The following is a 13,535-nucleotide window of genomic DNA, read 5'->3' on the forward strand; positions in this document are numbered from 1 at the left end:
GGGAAATCATGAAAAAAGGGATCAAAAATCAATTATCAATGGGTCTAATGTTATCCTTGCTCGTCCTGTTGCTTGCTGCTTGTGGAAATTCAGCCAAGGCTGAAGAAACAACGAATGGAAAGGCTGGCACCAAAGAATTAAGTCTGACTGAGATCGAGAGTAAAGCTAAAGAAGAGGGCAGTATCGTCAGTGTAGGAATGCCGGATTCTTGGGCGAACTGGAAAGATACATGGAGTGATATGGACAGTAAGTATGGTCTTACACATTCGGATACCGATATGTCGAGCGCGGAGGAAATTGCCAAGTTTGATGCGGAAAAAGACAAACCAACGGCCGACATCGGAGATGTGGGGATTGCGTTTGGATCGGTTGCCGTGGAGAAAGGGGTAACACAGCCTTATAAAACATCCTACTGGGATGAAATCCCTGATTGGGCTAAGGACAAGGACGGAAATTGGATCGTAGGCTATCAAGGCACCATCTCTTTTCTGACTAACACTAAGCTCGTGGCGAATCCGCCGAAGAGCTGGGAAGATCTGAAGAACGGCAATTACAAAATCATCGTTGGTGATGTAACCAAAGCTGCTCAAGCACAGATGGCTGTATTGGCCGCAGCGATTGCCTTTGGTGGCGACGAGTCGAACATTGAACCAGGGATTGCTTTTTTCGAGGATTTAGCTAAAAAAGGACGTCTCTCCAATGCAGAGGCTTCCCTTGCCAACATTGAAAAAGGTGAAGTGGAAGTTACCCTGCTGTGGGATTTCAACGCTTTGAACTATAGAGACCAGATCAACAAAGATGGCTTCGCTGTAGCCATTCCACAAGAAGGTAGTGTCGTGAGCGGGTATGCCACGATCATCAACAAATATGCGCCGCATCCTAACGCGGCGAAGCTTACACGCCAATACATCCTTAGTGATGAAGGACAGATTAATCTTGCCAAAGGTTACGCTCGTCCGATCCGTGACAGTGTAACGTTGCCGGATGATGTTGCAGCTAAGCTGCTACCAAAAGAAGAATATGTCAACGCTAAGCCTGTTGGTGATTACAAGGTATGGGAAGAGACGGCAAAAACCATTCCTCAATTGTGGCAGGAACGTGTGCTTGTACATTTGAATTAGTATTCATTTCTCCCCAAAAAAGAAGCAGGGCGCCTTCGTCATGATGCCGTAAGGCGCCTTTGTTCTATTCCCGCGACAAGGAGCGAGTAAGATGAAACAAAGAAGCCGCGGTGTGATCCTGGCACTTATTCCATTTGCACTAATGGTGTTAGCCTTTCAACTGGTACCTATAATATCCATGCTGACGGGAAGCTTACGCACAGCGGACGGAACGGGATTTACGTTAGGCAATTATCTGCATGCGTTGCAAAGTGCCTATTACATGCAGGCGATTAAGAACAGTCTGCTAATCTCCATAACCTCAAGTCTGATAGGGATCATTATCGGACTTTTTTGTGCTTATTGCATTACCCGGTTTACCCCGAGAGTACGCGATAGACTTCTAATGCTGTCGAATATGACCTCTAATTTCGCAGGTGTTCCGCTGGCGTTTGCTTATATCATTTTGCTCGGAAATAATGGGGTGTTTACACTCTTATTTAAACAGTGGGGCTGGAGTGTTTTTGCCGATTTTGATCTATATAGCTGGTCAGGTCTAATACTGGTGTATGTATACTTTCAGGTTCCGTTAGCCTTATTGCTTTTGTACCCGTCCTTTTACGGAATCCGTGAGCAGTGGAGAGAGGCAGCGTCTTTACTGGGGGCTGGGCCTTGGCAGTTCTGGAAGACGATTGGCCTGCCTATTCTAACTCCAGCGATCTTTGGCACACTTGGAATTCTTTTTGCTAATGCAATGGGTGCTTATGCCACGGCTTACGCATTGGTTGGCGGAAATTACAATCTGTTGGCGGTACGTATCGGTTCACTGGTTGCCGGAGATGTGGTTACACAGCCACAAATGGGGAGTACGCTTGCTGTTCTTCTTGGTCTGACTACGATTTTGGCGGTTTATCTGAACCATTTAATGGTGCGGCGCGCGGAGAGGTTCGGAACGAAAGCGCTCAGTAAACCGGATGTGAAAACCACAGCTCCCCGGCGTTTATGGACAGCTCGTGAGGAGGTAGGGCAATGAATATACGCAAAGCAGGCTTCGCTCCACGCACCTTCATGCTGCTGCTCATGGTGTATTTGCTGCTTCCTCTTTTGGCGACGGGTATTTATGCTTTTGCACAAGACTGGCAGAATACCCTGCTGCCCCGAGCTTGGACCTTGAATTGGTTTGGGGAAATGTTTGAGGATATTCGCTTTCTGGAGGCGCTTTGGACCTCGCTTTATTTATGCCTGATCAGCGTGGTGCTGAGTCTGGCCGTGATGCTGCCAGCTGTTTTTGTCATCACCCTCTATTTTCCGCGCTGGGAGAGCTTTATGAAAGGTATTGTTGTTTTGCCTTATGCGGTGCCTGGTGTTGTGGCTGCGGTAGGTCTTATTCGTACCTATTCCTCTGGTCCTTTTGATATCGCTGGAACAGCGTATTTATTGGTGGGCGCATATTTTGTGGTCATCCTTCCCTATATGTATCAGGGCATTCGCAATAGTCTGTTAACGGTTAATGCCGTAGAACTGCTGCATGCTGCGGAGCTGCTTGGTGCCCGCCGAAGAACGGCCTTCTTGAATGTGATTTTGCCTAATATATGGCCTGGGGTTATCGTCTCTACACTGTTATCATTTTCAGTTCTATTCGGCGAATTTGTTCTTACGAACATGTTAGTTGGCGGACATATTCAGACGATTCAGGTATATCTATATCAAAGGGTTGGTGAAAGTGGACATTTGGCCAGTGCGATTGCGATCTCTTATTTTCTGTTTATTCTAATTCTTTCGATGGTACTAATGAAGCTCGGTAAAAAGATGGGGGGAGGTATTAAGGGATGAATGATTATCTAAAGCTGCAGGGTGTACGCAAAATGTTTGGGAATACCTGTGTGTTAGACAATGTTGATTTGGAGATCCGTGAAGGTGAGCTTGTGACACTGCTAGGCCCCTCCGGTTGTGGAAAAAGCACATTGCTACGCTGCATAGCCGGTCTTTCAGAGCTGGATGGCGGCAGAATTCTTTTGGAAAATAAAGATCTGGGAAGTTTGCCGCCCCGTAAGCGCGAGGTAGGAATGGTGTTTCAGTCTTATGCCTTGTTCCCCAATCTGACGGTGAGCCAAAATATCGAGTATGGAATGAAAATGCGGGGACTATCGAAATCAGCCCGCCATCATCGCTGCGCGGAATTGCTGGCATTGGTCGATCTGGAGGATAAACGGGATGTATATCCGCAGTCCCTCTCTGGTGGACAGCAGCAGCGGGTAGCGCTGGCTCGTTCTCTAGCGGTGCAGCCCAAAGTATTGCTGCTGGATGAACCCTTAAGCGCACTAGATGCTAAGATACGCAAGAATTTACGTGCTGAAATCCGTGATATTCAAAAAAGGTTTAACATGACGACACTATTCGTGACGCATGATCAGGAGGAAGCACTGATTCTTTCTGACCGCATCTGTATTATGAATGGTGGCCGGATTGTGCAGGATGGCACACCTGAGGGGTTGTACTCCGCACCACGAACAGAGTTCGTTGCCCGGTTTATGGGCAGTTACAATGTATTGACCCGATCAGAAGTGATGACGTTGTTCCGGGGGATAGATAGCACGAAGGACCGATTTGCTATTCGGCCTGAGGCGGTTACGCTGCTGCATGAGGGCGCGGGACTTCACGAGGTTGCTGCCGGACTGCAACTGGTGGATGGCATCATTAAATCTGTCTCCGTATTGGGCAATATTGTTAGGTGTACGGTAGAGGTGGAAGACATTTCTTTAACGGTTGATCTTTTAAATGACGGACGCTGGCTGAGGCTGGTGGAAGGGGCTAACGTCACCTTGGCTCTGAACCCTTCTGAGCTGCTGCATCTGGAACGAGAGGGAGCGTAATAAGATGACTGAAATGAACAATAAACTTATTGTGGTAGTGTTGGACGGACTTAGATATGAGGCCGCACGTGAATATATGGGGTATATGGAGCATCTGGTGGAGCAGGGGAAAATATCATGTCACCGAGTGAAATCGGAATTACCCAGTCTGTCACGCCCGCTTTATGAAGTGCTCTTGACGGGTACACCCGTGTCCAAAAATGGAATTACGGCTAACCATATTGTGAGACCAAGCCATGAAGAGAGCGTATTCCATCTGGCAGTGGGCGCTAATTTGCGCACAGCTGCTGTCGCCTATCATTGGGTCAGTGAGCTTTATAATTCGGCCCCTTTTGATCCGCTTGCTGATCGCCATCAGCACAATGTGATGAAGCCCATTCAGCATGGCAGTTTTTATTTCGAGGATCACTATCCCGACAGTCATGTGTTTGCCGACGCTGTGTATTTACGGAGTGCCTATGATCCGCATTTCCTATACATTCACTCCATGAATATAGATGACGCCGGGCATCGTTATGGCGGAGAGAGCAAGGAATATGAGTTTTCAGTGCGTAATGCTGACGGTCTGTTGGCCACTGTTTTGCCCATTTGGATGGAACAGGGCTATAAGATTATGATTACGGCAGATCATGGAATGAACGCAAATGGGTACCACGGCGGGATAACCCCTTCCGAGCGAGATGTGCCATTATATACGTTTGGGGTAGATGTATTATCTTCGGAAAAAGAGGAAGAAGTACTGCCACAGCTGCGACTGGCTCCTTTAATGTGCCACTGTTTGGGGCTGGCCCCTTCGGCAGCAATGAGTAAGGAGGGCTTGCCTCCACTTGTGCAGAAGCAATCCCATGACAAAGTGGAAGAACCTTTGCCGTTGGTATGAAATAAAATAATTAGCACGAGAAAAATCATATATTTCAACCAATTAGGAGGTTGTCTATTGAGCGCTTCTAAAGCTATGAAATGGATTACGGGTTCCTGTGAAATTATTTTGGCAATTCCAATCCTGGGTGCTGCTATTGTTATTGGCACGGGGTATTCCGTTCTGGGGTTGATGTTTATTCTACATGTGATTACATTGATTTTATCTTCAAGAGACCGTGAGTCTATCTACGGTTCAGTGCTAGGAATTATAACTTCTTTATTGGCATGGATTCCTTTTGTGGGCTGGTTCTTGCACTTAATTACTGGGATTCTGTTGATGGTGAGTGGAGGACAGAAGTCCCGTTATCCTTCGAACCATATCTATCCACAGTGATGTAAAATGACTTCAATACAGCCCAATTCGGACGTTTGTCCGGTTGGGCTGTATTCATGTTATAATGAGGGCACATTTTAGCAGTAAGCACAGAGAGGAGGCGCATCCATATGGAAATAACCGCACAAGAAGTAGCAGAATGGATGGTGAAGGAGATTCGTTTTACGGGTACCTTGCATCAGACGGCGGCGATTGAATATGTGAAAGAGAATTTTGGAGAACAATTTGTATTTGTGAATGAGAACGGCAATGCCTCACTCTCCAAAGAAGTGAAGAAAGCTTTCCGGAAACTCCATGGCGGGAGAATTGCTTGGGATCGAGACGGGTTCTTGTGGGCTTGGACCTAAGTTTGGCGCTTACAAAACATGTACAAACTGTTCAACTTATATAATTAGTTAAAAAACGGACCATGCATGTACTGCAATGGCCCGTCTTTTTGCATTCTTTTTAGTTAGATATATTCTGTCATTCCCTGTTCCTTTAGAAGCTCCACGATATCTTTGACTGACTGCGCTTTATCCTTGGGACAGATTAACAGTGCATCCCCAGTATCCGCAATGATGAACCCGTCTACACCAATGGTCGTGATAAGTCTGCCATTTCCATAAATGATTGAGTTATGGGTATCTATTCCCACATGATTTGCTTTTATAATGTTGCCTGCATCATCCGGAGGGAAGATTGAACCCAGTGCATCCCAGCTACCGATATCATTCCAGCCAAATTGTCCGGAAAGCACGACAACTTCATCAGAGCGTTCTAAAATGCCGTAATCAATCGAAATATTCTGAAGCGTTGGGTAGATGGCATTAATAACTTCCTCTTCCTGATCTGTACCCAAACAATCACTGATGGGCAGCATGGTTTTGTAGAGTCGAGGTAGATAACGTTTGAAATTATCAATAATGACAGAGGTCTGCCAAATAAAAATCCCACTATTCCATAGATAATTACCGGATGCCAGATAACTCTGTGCATTCTGAAAGTTTGGTTTCTCTACAAATTCATCTACATCATATACAGCCACTGGGCTTGTCGCAATCGGCGTCTTATCAAAGGCAATATAGCCGTAGCCAGTAGATGGGAAAGTAGGCTTGATTCCGATGGTTACTATTTTGTCTGACTCCATGGCAACAGTACAGGCTTCGTCTAGTGTAAGACGGAATTGTTCCTCATCCGTTATATAGTGATCGGAAGGAAGGACGACCATTAAAGAATTGCCATGAGACTTCTCTATAGATAATGCTGCAAAAAGAATGCTAGCGGCTGTATTTCGCGCCACAGGTTCAATTAGAATATTAGCTTTGAGAACGCTGCTGTGCATAATACTCTCCAACAATACTGCTTGGGTACGATTAGTAACGATAACTGTATTCTCCTGAGGAATAATCCCTTTGAAGCGTTCAATCGTATCGTTTAACATAATGTCGTTGCCACTAATGTTCAGCAGCTGCTTTGGGATTTCTTGTCTGGACAGGGGCCAAAACCGTGTTCCGCCCCCGCCGGCTAGGATCGTAGCATATTTATTCATGATGCATCACCAACCGGGCAATTGTGAAGGATATAATGCTCTCCGAGCCTTGGTTCAGGTTGAGCCCCGCGGCATGGATGCCGTCATAACAAGCACCAGTCTGCGGATCGATCAGAGGGATTCCCAAGGAATTATGCCCTAGATACCAGTTGTAGCATAATTCTGCTTGCGTAAGATAGGCGGGGTCCTCAAGAACAACAGCTGCTTCCCGGCAGGCCAGCAGCATCTCGCAGGCTTCAATGGGCTGTTCATCATAGGGTGCAGCCAGCCCATCACGCAGCAGCCAGCCATGGCTGCCGATCGGTTTATAGTAGCCTTTGCTGGAGAAGGTGGTTGAAGCTAGGAAATCCAGGCTTTCCTTGGCGGTCTCCCGCAGGTTTTTATTCCCGGAGATTAGGTAGGCCCGAAGCAGAGCCCAGGGCAGCATGGAATTGCCATAAGTGATGCTGTCCTCGAACCAATTCCAGCCGTGCCCCTTATAGCGGGTATATTGATTATGCAGCCGAACCGCAATATTTTCGATCAGACTCTCAATGGTTGCCCTTGGCAGAAAGGCGGCTTCTTCGGTCGTGTTTTCAGTATGCGGGTATGGAAAAGCATAACCTAATGGGCCGGGTGCTTCGGTAAGATAACTTAAGCCGATGATGGCATAGGCTCCGGCCCGAGGTGAGCCCAAGGCTTCCAGATGCGGCAGTGCCTGATTGATCAAATACCGGCAGGTATTCATCAGGTTGTCAGGCAGGGAAGCTGCATGCGACAAGGCGAACCCTAGTGCCCACAAGGTACGTCCCTGGCAATCTTCAGAACCTTTATCCTCTATAAAGGAGCGGTTATAATCCATGAAATTGCGAAAATTGCCGTCCGCTGTCTGGGAATGATAGATAAAAGAGATATACGTATGAATGAGATCGAGTGCCACGGCATCCCGGGAATTCTCGTACATTAAGACCGCAGCAATCAGGGCGCGGGCATTATCATCGGTAGTGTAGCCCTTTGAACGGTCCGGAACCCCAAACTTGGTATGCTGAAAGATTCCTGTATCGTCCGTGATTCTGCGCATATAGCCTGGTTTAGACTGTACTGTGGTGGAGGTTTCCATTAAATCACGCTCCGATCAGCTGACGCCGAGCTCTGGATATGGCTGTGGAACAAGGCGGCATAGATTTTGGCGATTTCGTTCCAGCGCATAGTGAGCCCGAGCTTCAACGTGCGGTCTTCCATCGTTTGCACCAGAGCAGGGCTGTTCAGCAAGCGCAAAATGCAGGCTTCCAAGGAAGCAGAATCATGAAAATCAGCCAGTAGACCGCGGCCTTCTGCCAGCATTTCCTGGGCGTAGCGGTAAGGGGTCGACACGATGACCCGGCCATAACCGACTCCGTAGGCCAGGGTGCCGCTGACGGCCTGATCCTTACCCAGATAAGGAGTCACATAGATATCTGACATGACCAAGGACTCTATTACTTCTTCTTGGGTCAGCAACTTATCGACGAATTGGACATTGTCCTGCAAGTCAAACATTTCTACGAGGTCCGTCAGTTTCTGGCGGTAAACTTCCCCGGATTCCAGCTTGACGACCGGATGGGTCTTGCCCCAGACAATGTAAAGTGCTTCGGGATGGCGCTTGACCACGCCGCGCATGGCTTCGATGCTGTATTCAATCCCTTTGCCGGGACTGAGGAAGCCGAAGGTGGAGAGGATCTTGCGGTCTGGATAACCGTATTGTGCTTTAAGGCTGGTGCGTGAGGCTGTGCTAACTTGAGGGACACCGTGATGGATGAATGTGATTTTGGAAACTGGGATCTCATAAATAGTAGATAAATCGGTAAGGGTTGATTCTGCCATCGTCACGACCTGCACGCTACGCTCGGCCAGACATCGGATGATCTGATGCTGCTTAGGGGAGGGCTTGGTCAACACTGTGTGAAAAACAACAACATACGGAATGTTCAAACGTTCGACAAAGGGGAGCAGGTATTCACCGCTTTCTCCGCCGTAGATGCCAAATTCATGTTGGATGACCAACAAATCGGTATCAGAATTGTTGAGGAAATCGGCCGTATCTATATAATCTGCGTAATTATGCTGGTCGATCTGCCGTATTACCTGCTGATCGTAAGCGTAGGTTTCATTGTTGTTTATGGCAATAATCCGGGGCGGGTTAAAGCCGGGAAGGTGGATAAGTTCATCTAGCAGATCCTGTGTGAACGTGGCGATACCGCACTCTCGCGGCAGACTGGTTCCCAGGAACACGATGTTGTGATTACGGACTGTATTTTTCATTCAAAGAGCCTCCCTAATGGTCTTGCGATTGGTCTGGATACAAAAAAAGAAAATAAAGAAGACTCTATTTTCTGAATAGGGAAAGGTATTTGGTTTTCTAAAATTAGAAATGTTGCAAATTATTTCCTAATCCAACTGTAACATGACCGTTTTATCTTGTCAATTCGATTGACGCCTTGGGGTTAGTACGGATATATTATTGGAGGAGGTGTATGAATGCCAGTCATACGCAGTAAACTGAGTGAGGTCATGGAGAGGCATGATCCGAAATTATCGATCCGCAAGCTTGCTAAAGAGATCAATTACCATTTTGATTCGGTACGCCGAATGTATAAGAATGAGATGGTGCAGTATCCAAGGGATCTGTTGCTAAAATTATGTGTATACTTTAATGTCCAGCCCGGCGAGCTGATTGCCATGGATGCGGAAGACAACGATTGGGTGATCGATCGTTCAAATGATTATGAGGAGGACGGCGATGACAAGGAACCCGGCACAGACAGCCACCTGTAAGCAGCTTCTGGATACATATCATGCCGGACGCGGTACAACCACTGTAAATAAATTGACGTTCACCGGTGTTGGGCACCGGGATGTCTATAATATAACCGCCCCGTTTATGTATAACGGGGAAGAGGTACTAATGGGAAGAGTTGAGGAACGGGACAGTGAGTTCTCTCAAGTCTTCTTTTTTACATGCCATGATGGGGTTTGGAGACCTCGTGCGCATACGCATACGTACAATTTACAGGACCCGTGCTGGACCCGGATCAGGGGGGAACTTATTGTGGGCGGGGTGGAAGTGATTACGGCAGCGGATGATCCGCATCGGATTATCTCCTGGGTGACCCAGTTCTACCGGGGTTATCACATCGATTCTTTGACCCACTTTTCTTCAGGCCCCGGCACGATGAAGGATATCCGGCTTATCGAGCTTGATAATGGCAGTGTAGGCGTATTTACCCGGCCGCAGGGCGAACGGGGTGGGCGAGGGCAGATTGGGTTCACAGTGATTCCTTCGCTGGACGAACTGAATGAGCAGACCTTCATTGATGCCGAGGTGCTACAGGATCAATTCGTGCCCGAAGAGTGGGGTGGAGCCAATGAAGCTCATCTGCTGCGGGGTGGGAAGGTGGGCGTGTTGGGCCACATTGCTTGCTTCGATAGCGCCGGAAACAAACACTATTATGCCATGGCTTTTTCGCTGAATCCTGAGACTTATAAGGCAACTCCGGTCAAAATAATAGCAGTCCGCAGTGATTTTCCGGCGGGCCCGGGCAAGCGCAAAGAACTGGAGGATGTCATCTTCAGCGGTGGCTTGAAACGTCTTGGAGGAGGCCGGGCGGTATTGTCTGTAGGGGTGAGTGACGCAGAAGCGTATCAGATTGAGATCGCGGACCCGTTTGACGAATATGAATCCTAGCGTTCTTTCAGTTGGTTTGACTAGATTATATGGTCATGTTACACTTAGTGTGACAAGAATTTATGGTCAAAGAGAGCGGGAAACCCAATGAATAAGTTTATTCAATTCAACACACGTAAGACTGACACCAAGTCCAACATCAATCAGGCGCGTAAGCAAGGACGTATTCCGGCTGTATTATATGGTATTGGTAAAGAGACTCTGACGTTGGAAGTGAATGAAAAAGAACTTCTGGACATTCTCAAAAAGAATCCGCGCGCAATTCTGCAAGGTAAGGTATCGGAAGATCTAGAGGTTCCGGTCGTGGTTCAGAACATTCAGAAGGATACCCTGTCCGGCAAAATTCTGCATATTGATTTTCAACATGTAAATATGAAAAAGAGCATGGACAGCAAGGTGACTATTCATTTTGCAGGTGAAGCCGTAGGTATTAAAGCAGGCGGTACGCTTCAGGTTGAAATTTATGAAGTGGAAGTTCGCTGTATGCCTGAAGATCTTCCTACCTCCATGGAAGTGGATATTAGCGGATTGGATATTGGCGACCAATTGCTTGTCTCTGACCTGATCTTTAAGGACGGGATTGAAGTGTTGACCGAACCGTCAACCGTAATGATCCAGATCAAGACCGTGCATGAAGAAGAGGAAGAAGAAGCGGTAGTAACTCCAGCCTAAACCTATATTTTTATTAAAAAAGCAAGTTTCCAGGGAAGAGGAAACTTGCTTTTTTTGCGTTGAATCATACAGGAACTTCTCGTTGGTCCTTTGCCATAGGGGAACTACATAACGGGCAGGGCTTTGAGGTTAAATGATCCTCAGCTCCGCCCGCTTTCATGCGTGTCCAGCCAGGACAGGTATTGCTGGTACAATTCCATACCGGAACGACATGAGTTCTTGTCGCAGTTGTGCGACTGGTAGGTAAGGGTCTTGTTGTCACTGTTCTGCTCACCGTAGTCGTTGCTGTGGAGGAAACGGCAGAGCGGAAGGCTGATAACATGAAGCGGGAGACCTCTGCTTTTTTGCCTCGATGCCTCGCAGGTGAACTGATAAATAGCTCTTCCCGGGCTCTAGTAACAGCTACGTAAGCCAGTCTTCGCTCCTCTTCCAGTGCAGCCAAGCTTGAACTACCACTATTTGCAGCGGCCAGCTTGCGGTCCTTGAGCCGGTCGCCCTCCAGTGCGGAGCTATGCGGAAGAATTCCTTCAGAGGCTCCAATCAAAAAGACCACAGGAAACTCTAAGCCCTTGGATTTGTGAATGGTCATAAGCGCGATCCGATTCCCTTGTTCTTTGGTGCTTGGCTGACGATTATGTTCATTACGTTCCGTAACATTATCTATGAAATCTAGAAAGGCAGGGATACTATCAAATCGCTCTGCAGACGATTCTAGTTCATCTAGCATTTCTTTTAACGTTTCGCGATGCAAGGTTGCTTGATGCCGCTCATTCGCTTCGATGAAATAATCATAGAATTGCGTGCGGATCTGGCGGATCGCTTGGACTGGGGTTAACTCGCGCATATTGCGAATTAGATCCAGCCGCTCTCTAAGCTTAGTGCCCTTGAAATCCTCCATGCCGGGCATGGACAACAGATGGATTAGTGGGCCTTGCTTTGGTTGTCTAGCTTCCATTTGCCGGATGTGATTCATACCTTTTTCACGGTTCATATATAGAGTAGGCAGGATGTTCTCCATAGCCGCAAAATTCCGCCGATTCACGGAGAGACGCATATGATCCACGACCGGGGAAATTAGCCAGTGTTCGTACAGTAATTGGCCTTCTCCATAATCAATATAGGGAATATCGCGTAAAAGAAGTAATTCCAGAACGGCCCGGTTGCTGCTGGACGCTCTATATAACATGGCGAAGTCGCTATATTCTCTTTTGCCGCTCGAAACCTCGTTTAAAATATGCTCAACCATCTGCTCAGCTTCCTCGTCTGCTGTCTGCGGACGCATATACCGGGGCTGACTCCCGCTGCCTTTGGCAGCTTGCAGGGTTTTGGAACGCCGGCGCGTATTGTGCCGGATAATACCGTTGCCGAGTCCGACTATAGCTGGACCAGAGCGGTAATTAATATCAAGTGTAATAACCCTTGCTCCCGGGTACAGCTTCTCGAATTCCAGAATGAATTCACTGCGTGCCCCGTTGAAGGAATAAATCGTCTGGTCATCGTCGCCAACTACCATCAGATTATGCTGCGGGTGAGCAATCATTTTGACTAACTCGTACTGCAAGGCATTTGTATCCTGGAACTCATCCACCATCACGTATAGATATCTCATCTGCAATTCCTGCAAAAGCGTTGGACGCTCCTTCAGCATCCGATAGGCGATTAAGAGGACATCATCGAAGTCGATTTTGAAATTGTCTAGTTTCCATTGTTCGTAGATTTCCAGAATGGATTTCATTTCTTTTTCAGCGGTGGTTCCTTCAGGCAAGCCTTCTACGGTACCCATGTTCATCTTGCAGGAAGAGAGCAGGGAGAGTAGCGTTTCCGGTGGATAGGCATCTTTAGGTAGCCCTAGCTCACGCATGATCTGTTTCAACAGGATGTGCTGGCGCCGCGTCTCACTGAAAATTTCTTGCTGCAATCCTTGTCTGCGCAAGAAAAATAAGAAAAAGGAATGAAAAGTACGGGCTTGCAGCCGCGCGACGTCCGCTGGGCCTACTCCCGGTAATAGGGCGATCCGCTCGCGCATTTCCGCCGCAGCTTTACTCGAAAAAGTCAGCAATAGCAGCTGACTTGGCGAGACGCCGCGCACGGACAACAAATAACCGGTTCTGCAGATCAGAACCGAGGTTTTGCCGGAGCCTGCGCCGGCCAGTGTTAGAAGCGGCCCTTTATGATGCCGTACCGCAGAAATCTGCGGACGGTTGAGCAGGATGCCGCCTTCTTCCAGCCTGCGGAAATAAGCGGAGTCCTCATCCTCTCGCTTCACCAGTTCTTGGCTTGTCTGCGCTGAGGCCACAGCCGCTTGCGGGATCCGCTCACCAGTAGCTCCCAGCGGGATAGTATGAAATAAAAGCTTATTCAATAGATTCACCTTCATTATTTCTGTATAGAGTAGTGATCT

14 protein-coding genes are annotated in these 13,535 nt (G+C 47.7%); 10 read left to right on the forward strand and 4 right to left on the reverse strand.

The window, feature by feature from the left end; genetic code table 11:
• Window positions 1–8 precede the first annotated feature (8 nt).
• The 7 genes from PODO_RS01480 to PODO_RS01510 all read left to right on the forward strand — a co-directional run bounded on the left by PODO_RS01480 (window position 9) and on the right by PODO_RS01510 (window position 5,575).
• Complete coding sequence (locus PODO_RS01480; protein WP_036687329.1) at window positions 9–1,121, forward strand: ABC transporter substrate-binding protein; 1,113 nt, start codon at window positions 9–11, stop codon at window positions 1,119–1,121.
• Between the two features lie 91 nt (window positions 1,122–1,212).
• Window positions 1,213–2,133 carry an ABC transporter permease gene (locus tag PODO_RS01485; RefSeq protein WP_036687331.1) on the forward strand — a complete coding sequence of 307 codons (921 nt, stop codon included), beginning with the start codon at window positions 1,213–1,215 and terminating at the stop codon, window positions 2,131–2,133.
• Entirely contained in the window at window positions 2,130–2,933 is an 804-nt protein-coding gene (locus PODO_RS01490; protein ID WP_051491499.1) for an ABC transporter permease, read from the forward strand. The genes PODO_RS01485 and PODO_RS01490 overlap by 4 nt, the downstream gene beginning before the upstream one ends.
• Complete coding sequence (locus tag PODO_RS01495; protein WP_038568274.1) at window positions 2,930–3,973, forward strand: ABC transporter ATP-binding protein; 1,044 nt, start codon at window positions 2,930–2,932, stop codon at window positions 3,971–3,973. The genes PODO_RS01490 and PODO_RS01495 overlap by 4 nt, the downstream gene beginning before the upstream one ends.
• Before the next feature lie 4 nt (window positions 3,974–3,977).
• Complete coding sequence (locus tag PODO_RS01500; RefSeq protein ID WP_052096718.1) at window positions 3,978–4,853, forward strand: alkaline phosphatase family protein; 876 nt, start codon at window positions 3,978–3,980, stop codon at window positions 4,851–4,853.
• Window positions 4,854–4,910: 57 nt separating this feature from the next.
• Window positions 4,911–5,228, forward strand: a complete 318-nt coding sequence (locus tag PODO_RS01505; protein ID WP_036687337.1) for a hypothetical protein — start codon at window positions 4,911–4,913, stop codon at window positions 5,226–5,228.
• Between the two features lie 110 nt (window positions 5,229–5,338).
• Window positions 5,339–5,575: a DUF6953 family protein gene (locus PODO_RS01510; protein ID WP_036687339.1), complete on the forward strand. Its 237-nt coding sequence runs from the start codon at window positions 5,339–5,341 to the stop codon at window positions 5,573–5,575.
• A gap of 104 nt (window positions 5,576–5,679) precedes the next feature.
• Here PODO_RS01510 and PODO_RS01515 read toward each other — a convergent pair whose 3' ends face one another.
• From PODO_RS01515 to PODO_RS01525, 3 genes are read right to left on the reverse strand one after another with little or no spacing between them, the layout of a single operon-like run.
• Window positions 5,680–6,759 (reverse strand): mannose-1-phosphate guanylyltransferase, encoded by a 1,080-nt coding sequence (locus PODO_RS01515; protein WP_036687341.1) that lies wholly within the window; start codon window positions 6,757–6,759, stop codon window positions 5,680–5,682.
• On the reverse strand, window positions 6,752–7,858 hold the full coding sequence (locus PODO_RS01520) for a glycosyl transferase (protein WP_052096719.1): 1,107 nt from the start codon (window positions 7,856–7,858) through the stop codon (window positions 6,752–6,754). Before PODO_RS01520 ends, PODO_RS01515 begins: the two co-directional genes overlap by 8 nt.
• A complete protein-coding gene (locus PODO_RS01525) occupies window positions 7,858–9,039 on the reverse strand; it encodes a glycosyltransferase family 4 protein (protein ID WP_036687342.1) in 1,182 nt (393 codons plus the stop codon). Before PODO_RS01525 ends, PODO_RS01520 begins: the two co-directional genes overlap by 1 nt.
• A gap of 216 nt (window positions 9,040–9,255) precedes the next feature.
• Between PODO_RS01525 and PODO_RS01530 the strand changes: the two genes are divergently transcribed.
• The 3 genes from PODO_RS01530 (at window position 9,256) to PODO_RS01540 (ending at window position 11,134) form a co-directional block, all read left to right on the forward strand.
• On the forward strand, window positions 9,256–9,552 hold the full coding sequence (locus PODO_RS01530; protein ID WP_051491502.1) for a helix-turn-helix domain-containing protein: 297 nt from the start codon (window positions 9,256–9,258) through the stop codon (window positions 9,550–9,552).
• Window positions 9,518–10,462 carry a DUF1861 family protein gene (locus PODO_RS01535; protein WP_038568279.1) on the forward strand — a complete coding sequence of 315 codons (945 nt, stop codon included), beginning with the start codon at window positions 9,518–9,520 and terminating at the stop codon, window positions 10,460–10,462. The genes PODO_RS01530 and PODO_RS01535 overlap by 35 nt, the downstream gene beginning before the upstream one ends.
• An 87-nt stretch (window positions 10,463–10,549) precedes the next feature.
• On the forward strand, window positions 10,550–11,134 hold the full coding sequence (locus PODO_RS01540; RefSeq protein ID WP_052096720.1) for a 50S ribosomal protein L25: 585 nt from the start codon (window positions 10,550–10,552) through the stop codon (window positions 11,132–11,134).
• A 64-nt stretch (window positions 11,135–11,198) separates the two neighbouring features.
• Here the strand turns inward: PODO_RS01540 and PODO_RS01545 are convergent, their stop codons facing one another.
• Entirely contained in the window at window positions 11,199–13,496 is a 2,298-nt protein-coding gene (locus PODO_RS01545) for a UvrD-helicase domain-containing protein (RefSeq protein WP_038568282.1), read from the reverse strand.
• Between the last annotated feature and the right edge of the window lie 39 nt (window positions 13,497–13,535).

It is taken from the genome of Paenibacillus odorifer, from assembly GCF_000758725.1.
Lineage (GTDB): Bacteria > Bacillota > Bacilli > Paenibacillales > Paenibacillaceae > Paenibacillus_AQ > Paenibacillus_AQ odorifer.